The organism is Parasedimentitalea huanghaiensis, from assembly GCF_009753675.1.
Classification (GTDB): Bacteria; Pseudomonadota; Alphaproteobacteria; order Rhodobacterales; family Rhodobacteraceae; genus Parasedimentitalea; species Parasedimentitalea huanghaiensis.
This window is the reverse complement of sequence record NZ_WQLV01000005.1, coordinates 199994-217317: the sequence shown is the minus strand read 5'-3', so window position 1 is coordinate 217317 and position 17324 is coordinate 199994. Positions and strand designations below refer to the sequence as shown.

At 53.6% G+C, this 17324-nt stretch carries 15 protein-coding genes; 3 read left to right on the top strand and 12 right to left on the bottom strand.

What is annotated here, in order from left to right:
- Positions 1-3: 3 nt before the first annotated feature.
- The 5 genes from GO984_RS10105 to GO984_RS10085 all read right to left on the bottom strand — a co-directional run bounded on the left by GO984_RS10105 (position 4) and on the right by GO984_RS10085 (position 5498).
- Positions 4-1059, bottom strand: coding sequence for a D-TA family PLP-dependent enzyme (locus GO984_RS10105; RefSeq protein ID WP_157022417.1), 1056 nt, complete (start codon positions 1057-1059; stop codon positions 4-6).
- Entirely contained in the window at positions 1056-2522 is a 1467-nt protein-coding gene (locus GO984_RS10100) for a M81 family metallopeptidase (protein ID WP_157022416.1), read from the bottom strand. Before GO984_RS10100 ends, GO984_RS10105 begins: the two co-directional genes overlap by 4 nt.
- 92 nt (positions 2523-2614) lie before the next feature.
- Positions 2615-3655, bottom strand: a complete 1041-nt coding sequence (locus GO984_RS10095) for a TRAP transporter substrate-binding protein (protein WP_138162377.1) — start codon at positions 3653-3655, stop codon at positions 2615-2617.
- A gap of 41 nt (positions 3656-3696) precedes the next feature.
- Positions 3697-4980, bottom strand: a complete 1284-nt coding sequence (locus GO984_RS10090; protein ID WP_157022415.1) for a TRAP transporter large permease — start codon at positions 4978-4980, stop codon at positions 3697-3699.
- Positions 4977-5498 (bottom strand): TRAP transporter small permease, encoded by a 522-nt coding sequence (locus GO984_RS10085; protein WP_342448074.1) that lies wholly within the window; start codon positions 5496-5498, stop codon positions 4977-4979. Before GO984_RS10085 ends, GO984_RS10090 begins: the two co-directional genes overlap by 4 nt.
- Before the next feature lie 187 nt (positions 5499-5685).
- Between GO984_RS10085 and GO984_RS10080 the strand changes: the two genes are divergently transcribed.
- From GO984_RS10080 to GO984_RS10070, 3 genes are all read left to right on the top strand, one after another.
- Positions 5686-6621 (top strand): MurR/RpiR family transcriptional regulator, encoded by a 936-nt coding sequence (locus tag GO984_RS10080; protein WP_342448073.1) that lies wholly within the window; start codon positions 5686-5688, stop codon positions 6619-6621.
- A gap of 420 nt (positions 6622-7041) precedes the next feature.
- A complete protein-coding gene (locus GO984_RS10075; protein ID WP_157022413.1) occupies positions 7042-7506 on the top strand; it encodes a nuclear transport factor 2 family protein in 465 nt (154 codons plus the stop codon).
- A gap of 22 nt (positions 7507-7528) precedes the next feature.
- Positions 7529-8140: a pyridoxamine 5'-phosphate oxidase family protein gene (locus GO984_RS10070; RefSeq protein WP_157022412.1), complete on the top strand. Its 612-nt coding sequence runs from the start codon at positions 7529-7531 to the stop codon at positions 8138-8140.
- A gap of 165 nt (positions 8141-8305) precedes the next feature.
- Here the strand turns inward: GO984_RS10070 and GO984_RS10065 are convergent, their stop codons facing one another.
- The 7 genes from GO984_RS10065 to GO984_RS10035 form a co-directional block, all read right to left on the bottom strand.
- A complete protein-coding gene (locus tag GO984_RS10065; RefSeq protein WP_157022411.1) occupies positions 8306-9292 on the bottom strand; it encodes a pyridoxal-phosphate dependent enzyme in 987 nt (328 codons plus the stop codon).
- A gap of 208 nt (positions 9293-9500) precedes the next feature.
- A complete protein-coding gene (locus GO984_RS10060) occupies positions 9501-11120 on the bottom strand; it encodes an AMP-binding protein (protein WP_157022410.1) in 1620 nt (539 codons plus the stop codon).
- Complete coding sequence (locus GO984_RS10055) at positions 11120-12280, bottom strand: acyl-CoA dehydrogenase family protein (RefSeq protein WP_157022408.1); 1161 nt, start codon at positions 12278-12280, stop codon at positions 11120-11122. The genes GO984_RS10060 and GO984_RS10055 overlap by 1 nt, the downstream gene beginning before the upstream one ends.
- Positions 12281-12398: 118 nt before the next feature.
- Positions 12399-13202: an enoyl-CoA hydratase family protein gene (locus GO984_RS10050; RefSeq protein WP_157022406.1), complete on the bottom strand. Its 804-nt coding sequence runs from the start codon at positions 13200-13202 to the stop codon at positions 12399-12401.
- The gene (locus tag GO984_RS10045) at positions 13199-13672 is read right to left on the bottom strand and encodes a MarR family winged helix-turn-helix transcriptional regulator (protein ID WP_245231066.1); all 474 of its coding nucleotides are present in this window, start codon (positions 13670-13672) and stop codon (positions 13199-13201) included. The genes GO984_RS10050 and GO984_RS10045 overlap by 4 nt, the downstream gene beginning before the upstream one ends.
- Entirely contained in the window at positions 13669-14424 is a 756-nt protein-coding gene (locus GO984_RS10040; protein ID WP_157022404.1) for an SDR family NAD(P)-dependent oxidoreductase, read from the bottom strand. Before GO984_RS10040 ends, GO984_RS10045 begins: the two co-directional genes overlap by 4 nt.
- Positions 14421-16715 carry a bifunctional salicylyl-CoA 5-hydroxylase/oxidoreductase gene (locus tag GO984_RS10035; RefSeq protein WP_157022402.1) on the bottom strand — a complete coding sequence of 765 codons (2295 nt, stop codon included), beginning with the start codon at positions 16713-16715 and terminating at the stop codon, positions 14421-14423. The genes GO984_RS10040 and GO984_RS10035 overlap by 4 nt, the downstream gene beginning before the upstream one ends.
- Positions 16716-17324 lie beyond the last annotated feature (609 nt).

The following is a 17324-nucleotide window of genomic DNA, read 5'->3' as shown; positions in this document are numbered from 1 at the left end:
TGATCACCACACCTTGCCCCGAGCCACCACTGGACTTGCACCCAGAGCTGTTCCCCCTCGGATCAACTGTACCTCGTCCAACATATTGCTGACCACACAGACGTGGTTTGGAATAATGCGAAGGCGGTCGCCGACGTTTAAGTTGATATCATCCGCTGTCAGCACTCCATGTTCTTCGGACAGGCCCGCCACTTTGATGTCGGGGCGACCCAATACATGACCATGCCCATCCAGCCCTAACAGATCCGAAGTCAAAACCTTGGTTCCTGCATCAACAACGGCGCGCCCCGCGGATGGGACGGAAATAACAGTGACCAAGACACTAAGAGCGCAATCATCCCAAGTACAAACGCCACGATCCTGCAGTGAACGATCGTTATAGACATAGGTCCCAATCCGGTATTCGGTGGCTACCGGTACATCTTGCGCTTGCCACATGCCGGGAGACCCACCGTTTGAAATTATCGGAACCGATACCCCCGAAGTCTCAATCATCTTTTTCGCTTTGGTCAGCCAGTCCTGAACTGCAGGTTCTTGGCCCGTCGGCGGGTAGGTCATTAACCCACCAAACATCAGTCCGCTTTGGCCATCAATGTAAGCGGCCAATTCAGCCGCTGCCTCACTAGTGGTCACCCCGCAACGCGCACCTCCCGTGTCACATTCGACAAGAATAGTAAGCGGTACATCCGCGTCACAAAAGGTCCCAGCCAGCCCGTCAATTGTCGCGACGTTGTCGGCCACGACACTGAGACGAACCTTTTGAGCCAGCTTTTTCAGCCGGGACAGTTTGTCTGCGCCAAAAATGTTGAAAGTGATCAGCACATCTTCGATGCCACCTTCAGAAATCATTGCTTCGGCTTCGCTGACCTTTTGGCATGTGATGCCAATCGCCCCGGCCTGTATCTGCCGTTGCGCCAATCTCGGCAATTTGTGAGTTTTAATATGTGGGCGCAGCTTCAGGCCATATTCATCACAATGGGCTTGAAATCGGTCGATGTTTGCCTCGGCAATGTCCAGATCAACCAGCACCGCAGGCGTGTCAATATCGGGAAAGGTCATGCGTTCTCAACCTCGAATGGATTTGCAGCGATCGGCCACAAAGGCCGCGTTAGTCGGGTGTATTTGGTTTGTGTCGGGTCATTGGGATACGGCCCGTTAACCGCGGCATATAGAATTTCAGAGGCGACCGTGGCAAATGCCCCGTGGAAATGATTAGTCGATTTCACAACCAATATTTTTCTGGACCCGATATCGACCCCAAGATTGGTGAACAAGTCCGGCGAAAACGCCTGAGAGCGGTTGGAGTTCAACACCACCTCAACCTCATCAATGCGAATTACCGCACAGTCGCCCAAGGGAACAACAGACGCACCAAAGCTCTGCACCGCATCGCTGGCAACCTTCACCACCGTTACCGCGGCATCAATTGGAGCACCGGCAAAGGCAGAGGTTTTGCCACCAAAACGCAGGTCAAGTTGTGCCCCTTCTCCGGCAGCATGACACAGGCGCACAGCCATCGGGTCCCAGATTGTGGCCAGCGCCAGAGATTTTAACTTCATCTCAAGCGCGGCGCGGAGCAGAATTGTGGAATCCCCAGCAACGCCGCCTCCAGGATTATCCCAGACATCCGCGATCACAACCGGGCCTGCCTTTGCATCGTTGGCAGCCGTGAGCGCATCCTCGACGGTCAAAAATTCTGGCTTGGTTGTTCCACGAAATGAAAACAACTCCATCCCCAGATCATGGGCAAGCTTATCGCCAGCATTTTGGTTGCCGTCCGAAATCACGATAATTTTGGCCCCCAAATCCGGCGAGTCCCCGGCCATGAAGCCGTGAATGGTGGATATGGAAAGCGCAGATCCATCCGCCTCTAGGGCTAGCATTTTATCCACGAACCCGCGCATTGGGGCGCGGCTAGTTGGCAGCACATCAATCATACGCACATCAAACACCGACAAGGTTGGCGTGATTTCTGAACGCGCGGCTCGTAGGGTCAGATCAACACAGTTTTCACCGGTTTCGGCAAAGTCGGTGTGCGGAAATTCTTTAAATACAGTAATAACATCAGCGTTTTCGACCCGACGTGCGCTAAGGTGACTGTGCGGATCGAAGGTAACCCCGATCTTGGTCTTGGGACCCGTAATCTGACGTACGGCTTCAATCAGAACACCTTCGCAATCGACGCAGCCATCGGCAATCATCGCGCCATGTAAACCCAGTACGACAGCGTCAACCGGAAGGGCAGCGCGCAGCTGGTCCAGCACTTCATCGCGCAGTCGCGCCCAGGTTCGCGCGTTGACCAAGCCACCGGGTTCAGCCCATGTGGCAGTGCCCTCAACCAACTCAATCTCTCCGGCTCGCGCACGTTTACGGAGGGCCGGAAACACGGCGCTACAGAGGGTCGGCGTTTCCGGATGGTCCCCCGGAGCCGCATAGAAGCTTTGTTCGAAATCGGTAAAATCGGTGCGTAGAGGCGAAAACGTGTTGGTTTCGGTAGCAATCGAGGCGCAGAAGACCCGCATGTTTCGATCCTTTAGTCTGAATAGGTAGGCAGGTATCCAGTGGATACCTGCCCGCTCCCCACCCACGTTGCCGCAGGTGGGGTGGGAGTGAGTTAATTGAGGTAAGCAGCAGCGTTTGCAGCAGCAACTTCAGACTTGAACATGTCCAACAGCTCGCCTGCGCGGGCATCCATGTTTTCGGCAACGTGGGCCTCAAAGGCTGGCTGAGCAGCTCCGGCCATGGCGGCACGCTGGTCGGCGGACAAAGCCGTCACTTCGATCTGATCCATCAGGCCTGCGAGACCACGATCAGAAGCTTCGATGATGCGCGACAACCCACGACTTGCAGCAACACAGTTTTCAGCTGCGGTATGCAACGTCGCCTGCTCACTGTCACTCAGACCTTCATAAAACGCGCGGTTGATCATGAAAGTATAAGGCGAGAACAGGTGGTTGGTCAGTGTCATGTACTTTTGTACTTCGGCGAAGTTTGCAAAAGAGATGATTGGAACCGGGTTCATCTGACCGTCGATCACACCAGTTTGCAGACCCGAATATACTTCACCCCAGGACAAAGGATAGGCTTCGGCACCCAGCGACTGCATGATTTTCTGGTGCGACGGTAGGGTCATTGTACGAATGCGGATACCGTCAAAGTCCTTCAAATCGGCAATGGCGTGTTTGGAGTTGGTCACTGCAAAGAAGCCACCTGTGTCCGGGAAGCCAAGCACAACCACATCACCCAGTTCGGCTTCAATATCGGCTGCTAGTTCTTTGCCAAATGCGCCGTCAAAAACCTCGTAGGTCGATGCATTGCCGTCGAAAGCAAACGGCAGATTCAGCACGTCAATACGCGGGTAGTAGCTGGCCAGCGCACCTGTGGATGTCAAGGTTGCCTGAATGATACCATCGCGGACCTGCTGAACGTGCTCAGACGCGGACCCCAATTGGTTGGAGCCAAAGACTTCGACTGAAACAGAGCCGTTGGTGTCAGCGGTGACAATGTTCGAGAACACAGCGGTACAGGCGTGTGCCGGGTTTTCAAACGGGTCGGTTTTGTTGTCATGGCCGAATTTGATCACGCCACCTTCAGCATAGGCACTGCCGGCTGTCATCGTCGCGGCAATGGCCAGACCTTTGATAATCGTTTTCATAGTTTCCTCCAGTTGGTTTTGGTTTTGATTTTGGTTGGTCGTTATTGTGCGTAGCCAAGCAGGCGAGGCAGCCAAAGGGCGGCATCCTCCCAAAAGGCAAAGGCAAACAGGATGGCAATTTCAGCAATCAGGAACGGCATTAGCTTGATCGAAATGCGTTCCAGTTTTTCACCGGTGACTGACGACAGAACAAATAGGCAGGCCCCGACCGGTGGCGTCATCAGTGAGATATTGAGTGCCAGAACAAAGATAATGCCTGCATGGATCGGCTCGAGCCCGACCTGTTCGGTCAGAGGCACCAGAACCGGAGCCAGAATGATCAGGATCGCGGTGATATCCATCACCATGCCAACAACCAGCAACAGTCCAATGATAATTGCGATCACAGCATAGCGATTGTCGGACAGGCCCAACACTGTTTCGGCGATCAGCTGAGGGATACGCTCAAAGCTCATCCACCAGCCAAGAATGCCAGCAAACGCGATGATAACAAAAATCACACCCATGATACGCGCCGTGCGTACCAGCATGCCGTAGAACCCTTTAAACGTCAGTGTGCGGTAGACAAAAATACCAATGAACAGGGCATAAGCCACGGCAATGGATGCTGCTTCGGTTGGCGTCACGATGCCACCTAAGATACCGCCCAGAATGATCACCGGCATGGCCAAGGCAGTTAATGACGACACGAATGTATCCCATATCTCACGCGGACTGGCACCACGAATAGCTTTGGGCAGATTTTCGCGTTTACCGCCAATGGCAATCACCGCCATACAGACCACACAAATCACCAGTCCAGGCAACACCCCTGCAGCAAACAGTCCTGCAATCGAAACGCCCATCAGCGAACCATAGACGACCATTAGACCTGAAGGCGGAATGGTTGGCCCAATGATCGACCCTGCCGCAGTGACCGCACAGGCATAGTCGCGATCATAGCCTTCTTTAACCATCGCCGGGACCAGTGTACGACCAAAGGCAGCAGCATCTGCAGTAGCGGAACCGGTTAGCCCAGCAAAGAACACCGACGCCAGCATATTGGTATGTGCCAGCCCACCACGAAACCGTCCCACCAACACTTGTGCCAGCTTGACCAAGCGGCTTGTGATGCCGATGTCATTCATGATTTCACCAGCCAGGATAAAGAATGGCATGGCCAGGAACGGAAAAATATTCAGCCCGTTGAAGATCTTGCTTGGGCCAATTTGCAGAAACTGGGTTCCGCCCATATCGATTAGGCCCACAACTCCTGCCAGGCCGATGGCAAAACCAATTGGCATACCAAACAGGACGAGCGTGACAAAACAGATAGCAACGATCATGGCAGCTCCTCCTCCAAATGATCGGCAAATGGCGGTTCATCAATGTGAGATCCCAGATCGCGCAATAGAACGAGAACGAGCTGTAAGGAGGACATGAAGGCCGCTGCTGGGATGGCTGCGTAGAATGGGGCAAGGCTAGCCCCAAAAATCATCGCATGGCGTGGAGCCCCGCTTTGTGCAAATCCAATGCCAAACCAGGCCACGTATAGAAACAGCGCAAGAGCGAGCAGATCCATACAGATCAGGAGGGCGCGGCGAAGCTTGAATGGTATGGCCATAATAAACGCTGTCAGACCAATATGGTCCCGCCGGGCCACACCCGATGACACCGCCAGCATCGCAGCCCAGATCATCAGATAGCGGGCCAGAACCTCGGGCCAGGGCAATTGCCAATGGAAATAATAGCGGTCCATCACCCCCAACCAGACGTCAAGAACCAAAGCAAGCATCAAAGCTGCGACAATAGCTTCGACGACAGTGTTGATCCTTGCACTGGTTACTTCTGCCCAGTTACGCACCTGTTTCCTCCCCTGAAACGAACATGTAATTGAGTTACATTAAGTCGCGACTCGCATCGTAAATCAAGCCCATTTCGTTACGGAGTTACACATTTCGCTCAAACCACGGGAAAACTTGGCTTTTGCTTGTGTAATTAGAGTTGATATGTATCTTAGTTACAGGCCGCATGTAGTTGAGGAGAGCACAGTGCCCGCTGATTCCACTGAAACGAACGGCGTTGATCTACCGCCACAAAAAGGTCAGCCCGGTGTCGCGGACGTTATCTCAGCGCTGTATCACCACGATGGCAAGCTGGCGACCCAAGAGCAAAGAGTAGCGAATTACGTCAAGGACCATCTGGAAGACATCAGCGCGATGACAATTGCCGAGCTGGCAGGTCAGTGCAATGTCAGCACCCCAACGGTGATCCGGTTCTGCCGGACGCTTGGCTGCGACGGGTACCGTGAATTCAAGCTGAGATTGGCGCAAAACCTTGCGGTGAGCATGCAATATTTGTCGGCGGATCCGAAAGCTGGTCCGACAGCGGGTGACAGCGCCATTGACCAGATCCTCAACGCCATTAATGCGACAGCAAACGTCATGCGCCGTCAGATCGACCCGTTTGTTCTAGATTGCGCCAAAGCCGCCCTCTTGGACACCCGCCACCTACTATTTGCCGGGATTGGCGGTGGATCCTCGACTGTAGCACAGGAAGCGGCCAATCGATTTTTCCGGTTGGGTATTCCATCCATGTCGACCAGCGACAGCTACACCCTGCAAATGCGCGCAGCCACACTAAAGGAAGGCGATGTATTATTCCTGGTCTCTGCCAGTGGCGAAGCAGACGCCATTATTGGTGCCGCCAAAATCGCAAACAATTACGGCGCTACGACCATCTGCATTACCAAGCCTGGAACCAAACTGGCTGATGTCTGTTCGGTCCCGATCCTGGTGGACCTTCCCGAAGACCGAGACATCCACAAACCAACATCTTCGCGCTACATTCACATGATCATCGTCGACGCTCTTGCCATGTCTGTTGCCCAAGAGATGGCGCACGAAACAACGGAAAACCTGCGCCGAATCCGGGCTTCCCTCACCGCATACCATGGCAGAACCGGGCCCCAACCCCTAGGGGATTGACCCGCGCCACTCAGGCCACCCCATTGTGCCGCCCCCTAGCTAGAGACGGCAAGACCACATTATTCTGGGCAATAGCCCATTCTAGCGCTCCCAGCATCCAGTTGAACACCTCTGTTCCGGCAATTTCCTCTATTGTCCAATTGATCAGATCACCGACCACCCCGTCATGATCAACCGCTCGCCTAATTGCGACCAGCTCCCCCCACAGCCAAATTTACTGACCGATCAGTACACAATATTACATAAATATGTAAGATTTTTCGGCCCTTTTTTCGTGTTTTTACAAGAAATTTCCACATATGCCGATCGTGATTGCGCAAAATCCAGTGAAACCAATTGACTTCAAGTACAGATTGGTACATCTAGCTCAAACCGTAAGGTTACCGATCTGTACATCATTATCTGCATTGGAAAACGCAAATGACCCGCCCGCCTCTCCCTCCATTTGACACGCCGTCTGCCGAGAGCAAGGTCCGGATGGCTGAAAACGCCTGGAACAGCAGGAATCCGGATGTTGTAACTGCAGCCTATACGGAAACCAGCCAATGGCGGAACCGGTCTGAAATTTTGTCAGGTCATACCGAAATCCACGCTTTTCTGACCCGCAAGTGGGCCAGTGAACATGAATACCGACTTATCAAAGAGCTTTGGGCCGCAGCTGGGAACCGCATTGCTGTCCGCTTTGCATATGAGAGCTGCGACCTGGCAGGCAACTGGACCCGCTCCTACGGTAACGAAAACTGGGAGTTCGCAGCAGATGGCCGCATGGCCCGTCGCATTGCCAGCATCAACGATCTGACAATCACTCCAGAACAACGGCTATTTTTTTGGCCTCAAGGCCCCCGACCTGAGGATCACCCCACCCTAAGTGACCTTGGTCTTTAAAGTTGAAAGAAGGAGAAGAAAGATGCCTCTCGCATTTGCAGATATTGCCTTCACACCAAAAGTTCGCGCCGAACAGGAACGACACGGATCCTCCAAGGCATACGGTAAATTCCTGTCGGACGAGCGTTGGGGCGGAGACCGTCTTGGTCCGGAAGAAGCAGCGTTCCTGAGCGAACGTGACGGCTTTTTTCAGGCCAGTGTCTCGGAAAGCGGCTGGCCCTACGTACAGTTTCGGGGTGGCACACCTGGCTTCATCAAAATTCTGGATGACCAGACGATCGCCTACGCTGACTATCGCGGAAATCGCCAATACATCAGCGCAGGTAACCTGGCCCACTCCAGCCGCCTGTCGATCATTGCAATGGATTATCCAAATCAGCGGCGCCTAAAACTATGGGGTGAGGTTGAACTAATCGACCCAGAGACCGACCCGCAACTTCTTGGGCAACTGCACGCTGGCAAAGAAACCGTTGAACGCATCGTCAAGATCCGTCTGTCTGCGTTTGACTGGAACTGCCCACGCCATATCCCGCGCCGCTTCACTCTGGAGGAGTTGGAGCCGGAACTGGCCCTGCTGCGCAAACGCCTGTCCGAACTAGAAGCAGAAAACGCACAACTCAAACGCACGCTATGAACACAACTATCCACCAACGAAGACAGCCTGCGCGAGTTTGAAGACCGGGTAAAAGCCCAGTGGGCTGACCCATCAGAGGCAAATGGCGATGCACTGAGGGGTTATCTGAAAATGGAAGCTCCAAGCTGCGGTTCAGTGATGAACGTCAAGATCAACAACCGCCAATCAGAATGTCCAAACGACAATGGTTGCTCGATCTGTGCCTCCAGCAATACCCCTTGTCGAACCATTAAGTTGCTTTTGATCGTCACTGGCTACTGTATCAGACATAGTATTGTCGGGTTTTGGTACATCATGAATGCAACGCAGGTCGTCACCGAAAATTCGGCTCGCGGCAGCATCCATTCCGGAAGCGAGTTGCCCATACAGACTTTTCTTGGGGAAATACAAAAACAGCGGCGTGTCGCGGTTGACCGATACCCCGTGCAGAACAAGTCGCGCCTGTAATCCAAGTGCCATCGCGTCATACCCAACCGCTAGCAGAGGCTCGTTCACATCCCCTACATAGAACACCGACGGATCAGCTTCGGCCTGAGCCTGCACAACTCGGACCGCGTCGGGGAAATGCCCCAAATGGCAAGCCACAGTAGCCCCAAGTGCGCGCAATGCATCAATTTTCCATTGTGGCGCAGAGGCAGCCAGATGCACTTCCGCCTGAAATCCCAAGGCCCGTGCAGCCACACCGACGGCCAGGCCGATATTGCTGGGCGCCGCAACACTGATGGTGTGTTGCGAAAACTTCTGGCGGATCTGTGGCGAGGTCAATTCAATCGGGTCACTACCTTCACGAAACGCTCCGAGGTCACAGGCCAAAGCCCTTGCGTGCTGGAGCACACTGAAAACACCACCAATAGCTGGAACTCCACCCACTACAGGCTGCTCCTCACTGCCCGTCGTATATAACGCACCAGCTTCTGTCAGGAAATCAGTGGCTGCTAAATTGGCTGGTAACCGTGTCTGTAGCACCAAATCGGAAAAATTGACCCCAAGCATCGGCGCAAGATGCAGCCAATCTCTGCTGAGCCAACTCCCTTGGACACCCGCCACAGGATCCTCGCTCCAGAACGGGCTCTGATTTAGAACCCCGACTGGCCAATTGATTGCACGCTCAGCGCAAATTTCATCTATATTGGTTCGAATAGCCAAGTTCATGAGGCAAGCCCTATCCTTCAGGAAAGTCGCACGTTTCAGTCACAAAATTTCCGAGAAGAAAGAGTACCAGGCCTGTACAAATATTCGCAGGCAAACTCGCAAAATCCGGCAAATAGCCGAACTACTATTAACCTAGTATTAACCTTTCCGCTTGGTCACAAGCATTTGATTGACCTAAGGGCGAACTGTGGCAAAATAGTCCTACCCGCTAAGGTTGCTCCTTCAGAAGGAAACGCTGAATCTTTCCGGTCGCAGTTTTTGGCAACGAAGGCGTAAAGACCAGAGATCGAGGGTATTTGTATGGCGCGATCACCGCTTTGACATGGGTTTGCAGCTCTTTGATCATGGCCTCGTCAGCCAACATGCCCTGTGCCAGCACCACATGGGCCTGCACAATTTCACCCCGTGCCTCGTCCGGCGCCCCAACCACTGCGCATTCCACCACAGACGCATGACTTAGCAAGGCCGCCTCGACTTCAGGACCGGCGATGTTATACCCAGACGAGATGATCATATCGTCATTTCGCGCTGCAAAATGAAGATACCCGTCCTTGTCCATTCTGAAACTATCGCCGGTGATGTTCCAGCCATCCTTCACATAGGCCCCCTGCCGGTCATCCGCCAGATAGCGACACCCGGTCGGCCCTTTGACAGCCAGTCGCCCAACTTCACCACTCGGCACTTCAACACCATCCTGGCCCAGAATTTTCACTTGATAACCAGACACGGGCTTACCTGTGCAGGCCGGGCGATGGTCCGAGAACCGATTGGTCACAAAGATATGAAGCATCTCGGTGGCACCGATGCCATCCAGCATCGGCTTGCCAGTTTTCGCCATCCAATCGTCATAGACCGGCGCGGGAAGAGTTTCTCCTGCTGAAACTGCTGCACGTAGACTGGAAAGGTCTGCCCCCTCCTCCATCGCCCGCAACATAACACGGTAGGCTGTGGGGGCGGTAAAGCAGACAGTCGCTCTATATTTCTCAATAATCTCGATCAGATTTGGAGGCGAGGCATCTTCAAGTAATGTAGCAGCTGCCCCAAAGCGTAATGGAAAAATTGCCAATCCACCCAAACCAAAAGTAAAGGCCAAAGGCGGGGAACCGACAAACACGTCTTCCGGGCTGACGTCCAACACTTCGCGGGCATACCCGTCCGCAATAATCAGTAAGTCACGATGAAAATGCATGGTTGCTTTGGGGGAACCGGTGGTGCCTGATGTGAACCCCAACAGCGCCACATCATCACGCCCCGTAGTCACGGCCTGATAGGTCACCGGCTTTTCAAGCGCCAGGTGATCCAGCTCGGCATTGTGGTTCTCTGTGCCGTCAAACCCTACTACGGATTTCAGAAAATTTGATCCTTTGGCACAGATCTCAAGCTCCTCCATCAGTCGCGTATCGCACAGCGCATGACTGATCTCAGCCTTATCAACAATTGCCGACAGTTCTCCTGAACGCAGCATCGGCATAGTATTGGCCACCACAGCACCTACTTTGGTGGCCGCCAGCCAGCAGGCCACCATCGCCGGATTATTGGCAGATCGGATAAGCACCCGATTTCCGGGCTCAACACCCAGATCTTCGCTCAACACATGTGCCAACCGGTTGGTCCAGTCCGAAAGCTCTTTATAGGTGCGCCGGCGCCCGTTGCCGATCAGGGCGGTATGATCACCAAATCCCTTTGCGACCATTGCGTCTGTCAGCTCAACCGCAGCATTCAACTGCTCCGGGTAGTCATATCCATCCAGCAGGAACTCAGGCCACTGATCCACCGGTGGTAGATTATCCCGGGTAAATGTATCGATATGTGCACTCACTCCAAGCATCACATTCCTCCCAAATAGGCAGCCATAGCCTGCCGTGCGATCACCACGCGCTGCACGTCCGAAGCACCTTCGTAGATACGTAAGGCGCGAATATCACGGTATAATTCTTCAACCTTTTGACCATGCCGCACTCCATCACCACCATGCAATTGCACTGCCTTGTCAATCACTTGCTGCGCCTGGTCTGTTGAAAACAACTTGGCCATTGCGGCCTCACGCGTGACCCGCGCCGCGCCGCTATCCTTGGCCCAGGCAGCCCGATAAGTCAGCAATGCCGCAGCATCCACATCCAGGGCCATGTCAGCAATGTGTCCTTGCACCATCTGCAGGTCAAACAGTGGAGCCCCCTGTACTTGACGCGTTGAAACTCGGTCCAGCGCCTCATCCAAGGCGCGACGGGCAAACCCCAGCGCCGCTGCCGCAACAGTTGAACGAAACACATCCAGTACCGACATCGCAATCTTGAAACCCGCTCCGGGCTGGCCCAGCAAGGCTCTGGCGGGGACGCGGCAATCACTGAACCGCAAGCGCGCCAAAGGGTGCGGTGCAATAGTAGTTAAGCGTTCAACTACTTCCAGTCCGGGCAAATCTGCGGGAACGACGAAGGCACTCAACCCTTTGGCCCCCGGAGCCTCGCCAGTGCGCGCAATCAGAGTGTAGACATCTGCAATACCGCCGTTAGAGATCCAGGTCTTTTCACCGTTCAGCACATAGTCATTGCCATCCCTAACCGCAGTCATGGTGGAATTGGCCACATCCGATCCCGACTGCGGCTCTGTCAGCGCGAATCCGGCAATGGCCTGTCCCGACCGGGTCAAAGGCAGCCACTGTTCTTGCTGGTCCAGGGTGCCAAACAGAGAGATCGCTCCTGTGCCAAGTCCCTGCATTGCAAAGGCAAAATCGGCCAAACCATCATGACGCGCCAGTGTTTCACGGATCAGACACAGGCTACGAACATCCAGAACCTCACCTGTTCCAGCACCAGAATGTTGGGTCCAACCTGCTGCACCAAGTTCCGCCACCAAGCAACGACAACTTTCATCTACGTTTCGATGATCAATTCCTGCCAGGTTCTTACTTGCCCAATGCTCGAGCTCTTCTGCAAGCGCCTTATGACGATCCTCAAAAAAAGGCCAGTTCAAAAATGTCCGGTCTGCCATATCTAGCCTCCCCCTGGGTATTCCTGTCTTAACAACCTCCACCAGAGGCGTCTTTTAGGTGCCACTCGTGGCCCCCTATCGTTTCGGGCGTAAGGTGCGTGCTCGCACGCACCATCCATCAGTTGCCCTCGAACAGTGGCTTTTCCTTGTTCACAAAGGCCTCATAGGCGCGGGTGAAATCCGCCGTTTGCATACAAATTGCCTGCGCTTGCGCCTCTGCCTCGATCGCCTGTTCAATCGACATCGACCACTCCTGCGCCAACATAGTCTTGGTCATCATATGTCCAAAGTTTGGCCCGGCCACGATACGCACAGCCCAGGCCTGCGCCTCTTCAAGCAGTTTGTCCGCAGGCACCACCTTATTGTGAAACCCCCAGTTGGCCCCTTCTTCGGCACTCATCGAGCGACCGGTATACAGCAGTTCCGCTGCCCGGCCCTGGCCAATGATCCTGGGCAAAATCGCACAAGCGCCCATATCACATCCGGCCAATCCGACCCGCGTAAACAGAAATGCAGTCTTTGCCTCTGGTGTTGCAATACGCAGATCCGAAGCCATAGCGATGATGGCCCCAGCCCCGACACAAACACCATCAATAGCTGCGATGACTGGCTTGCCACAGTTCACGATAGCTTTAACCAGATCGCCAGTCATGCGGGTAAATTCCAACAGCTCTTTCATACTCATCCGGGTCAATGGTCCGATGATATCATGCACATCCCCACCCGAACTGAAATTGCCGCCGTTTGGTGCAAACACCACAGCTTTAACGTCCTCACAATACACCAATGCTCTGAACCAATCCCGCAGTTCGGCGTAGCTGTCAAAACTCAGGGGATTTTTACGTTCCGGGTGATCCAGCGAGATGGTTGCAACGCCATCGTTGACCGCGCACAAAAAGTGCTTTGGTTCCATGTTGATCATCGCTCGTCCTTATCGTCTAGTTGTCGTGCAACGGCATCCAGTGCATCTGCAATCGGCACCACCTGCTCGGCTGCAACACCTGCAAACATTGTATCAATCCATTGCTCGTGCGCTGCCGCCTGCTTGGCAAATTCTGCGCGCCCCTTGGCGGTCATCTTGACCAGACTTGCGCGCCGGTCGCCGGGCACCTTTTCACGGATCACCAAACCATCTTCGACCAACCGCTCAACAATACCGGTGACATTGCCATTCGACACTTTAAGAACCGTCGATAAGCCACTCATCTTCAGCCCATCATTGTGTTGTGTCAGGGCCGCCATCACATCAAATCGAGGGAGTGTCGATGAAAATTCGCGGCGCAGGTTTTCACGCACTTCGTTTTCAACAGCTCGGGTTGCCTTTAACACCCGCAGCCATAACCTCAGTCGATCTTTGGACGCCTGCGTGTCTACTGCAATTGTCTTGGTCAAATCTCACCTCCAGTAATCGGCAACGCGGTCCCGTTCACCGAAGCAGCTGCCTCACTTGCCAGCCACAGCGCAGCATCAGCCACTTCACCGGGTTGTATAAACCGGCCCTGCGGATTTCCGGCACGAAGTGATTTCGCAGCCTTATCCGCACTCATCCCAGTTTTAGCCACGATGGTCTCAATAGATCGTTGCAGCAATGGTGTTTCAACAAAACCTGGGCAGATCGCATTCACCGTCACGCCGCTTCGTGCCAGTTCAACCGCCAATGCTCGGGTTAACCCGACAACCCCATGTTTGGCCGCACAGTACCCCGAGACATAGGGGTACCCCTTCAACCCAGCGGTTGAGGAAATAGCGATAAGCCGCCCCCATCCTTGAGCTTTCATTCCTTCCAGGCATGCCTGCCAAAGGTTGAATACTCCGGTTAAATTGACCGAGAGGGCCGACTGAAAATCCTCTTGGTTCATCTTTTCAAATGGCATGCTGGGCGCCGAACCCGCATTTGCAATGGCGATATTGATCGGCCCATTCATCCCCACCGCTACGGCCAACCCGGCGTTCAGACCCTCGCGATCGGTCACATCACAGGCCACAGGTAAGGCCCCGGAACTTTGTGCAACTTCATCAAGCACATCCGCCCGGCGCCCCAGAATGGTCACATTAGCCTCGTTTTGCGCGAACTGAGCCGCCATTTCTGCACCAACACCGGAGCCCCCGCCCGAGATCACCACGTGTTTACCCGCCACGTTCATGCTCGGATCACCTCCGCTTCACGATCTGCCAGCCGCCAAATCTGATCGCGTCCAGGCTGATAAGGCAGGGGCCAGTTTGCATGACGGTCCCCAATCTTTGCAGCCTCGCGTAGGATCCAATACGGGTCCGCCAAGTGTGGGCGTCCAACACAGACCAGATCAGCTCGCCCAGCCATCAAAATCGAATTGGCGTGGTCCGCCTCATAGATATTACCGACGGCCATAGTGGCTATACCAGCCTGATTACGAATCTGGTCAGAAAACGGTGTTTGGAACATCCGACCATAAACCGGCTGCGCCTCGACCGAAGTCTGACCGGCTGATACATCAATGATGTCTGCACCGGCGGCACTGAACATCGCAGCAATCTGCACTGCCTCTGCTGGCGTCACACCATCTTGACCCGCCCAATCATTGGCAGAAATCCGCACTGACATAGGCTTATCTTCAGGCCAAACAGCCCGCATAGCTTCGAACACCTCCAGTGGGTATCGCATCCGGCTTTCCAAATCCCCACCGTAGTCATCCGACCGTTGGTTCGAAAGTGGCGAGATAAAGGATGAAATCAGATATCCATGAGCGGCGTGCAGCTCGATCATGTCAAACCCGGCGCGGTTGGCCATCTCGGTGGAGGCGACAAATTCATCCCGGATCACGTCCATTTCTACGCGCGTAATCTCTTGCGGGGTGGCATTGTTTTCCGACCACGGGATGGCCGAGGCTGAAACGAGATCCCAGTTTCCATCAGCCAAAGGGGCGTCCATTTCCTGCCACCCCAACTGGGTCGACCCCTTACGCCCGGAGTGACCAATCTGACAGCAGATTTTGCTGCTGGTTTCGCTGTGTACAAAATCGGTCAACCGCTTCCATCCGGTCTCGTGCTCGGGGGCGTACAGCCCTGTACACCCCGGTGTAATTCGCCCAGCAGAGCTGACGCAGGTCATCTCTGTATAGACCAGTCCAGCCCCCCCTTTTGCTCGTTCACCATAGTGGATCAAATGCCAATCATTCGGGCAACCATCCGTCGCTTTGTACTGCGCCATTGGCGACACGACGATACGGTTTCCCAATTCCATTTCACGCAACTTGAATGGCGCAAACATTGGCGGCCTAACCGGTGCATCCGTAGGTGCGCCTGCGCGGGTCTGAAACCACTTCTCGGCCGAGGCCACCCAGTCCGGGTCACGCAAACGCAGATTTTCATGACTGATCCGTTGGGACCGGGTCAACAGCGAGTAGTTAAACGTCACTGGATCCATATCCAGATAACGCTCCACATCCTCGAACCATTCCAATGAATTTCGCGCAGCAGATTGCAAACGCAGCACATCTAGCCTGCGTTCTTCCTGATATCGTTCAAAGGCTTGCGGTAAGCTCGGTTCGGTGCAAACAAATTCGGCCAGCGCAATTGCGCTATCAAAAGCGAGGCGCGAACCTGACCCGATTGAAAAGTGCGCAGTGGCAGAGGCGTCGCCCAACAGCACGACATTTTCATGGTACCAAGTCTCACACAGAACACGTGGGAAATTGATCCATACCGCTGATCCGCGCAGATGATCAGCATTTGAAATCAGTGAATGCCCATCTAAATGCTCTGCAAAGATCTGCTCACAGGTACGGATGGTTTCTTCCTTGGACATTGTCTCAAATCCCCAAGCCTCCCAAGTTTCAGCCGAGCATTCGACAATTACTGTCGCGGTATCATCATCAAATTGATAGGCGTGTATCCAAACCCAACCATGGACGGTTTTTTCAAAAATAAAGGTGAAAGCGTCATCGAATTTTTGATGCGTCCCAAGCCAAATAAACTTGCAGGGGCGGACATCAATATTGGGCTTAAACTGATCAGTAAACTCAGTACGGACGGCCGAATTCAGCCCGTCACACCCAACCACCAGATCATATTCTTTTTGATATTCAGCAGCAGGCTTGGCAGCGGTTTCAAATTGCAAATCCACCCCAAGTTCTAGCGCGCGTTGCTGAAGGATCAGCAGCATTTTGTGACGCCCAATCCCGGCAAACCCATGTCCGCCCGACACTGTACGCTGGCCGTCGTGTACAACCGCTATATCGTCCCAGTAGGCAAAGTTCTTCCGGATCTGTTCGGCGCTAACCGGATCATTTATCGTCAGATTGTCCAGCGCATCATCGGACAGCACGACACCCCAACCAAAAGTGTCATTCGGCTTATTGCGCTCGATCACTGTGACTTCGGTATCAGGTTGGCGAAGCTTCATTGAAATCGCAAAATACAGCCCGGCTGGGCCTCCTCCAAGACAGGCGATTTTCATCACTCACACTCCCTGCAAACTGTCATCACTATATGTCAGGATAGGCCGACGCCAGTAAACTTCAAGCTTAAAGTTTCATACTTAAAATTTATTCCATCTAATTTCACCGCAAGAGGTGCCTAAGCTATGCGAAACCATCACAATTGGTAGTCGAAAGTTATCCAAGCAACGCAAGCACTGCCCTCATCTATGCTTATGCTAGGGTCTTGATGATCAAACTGGGTTTGGGTTTACTTGTTGTTATTCAATTCAGTCGCAGAATGTCTTAAACTTCGTGAACTTCGCTTCATCCGTGCAACCGTCATGCTGGCCCACAATCATTGACCCTGCTCATCGGCTACGACTTTGTTCGTCTTGTAGCCGCACAGCAGTCATTTGCAGACACTTGCCAGCTTGCAAAAGCGGTCTCCCCTCTGAGCCCAATTGTCGACCCTACCCCCCGGCCAGGGGTTAACTTGATATTAACGTTTGTTTTCAATCAGCAACAAGACATACATAATGTGATTAACTTGTGGGCAGAAACTGAATAACTTCAAGATCACCATTTTGCACCGGAAGGTTCCCTGCAAAGAAACATCACGCAGAAGAAAGGTATCACAGAGCAAACTT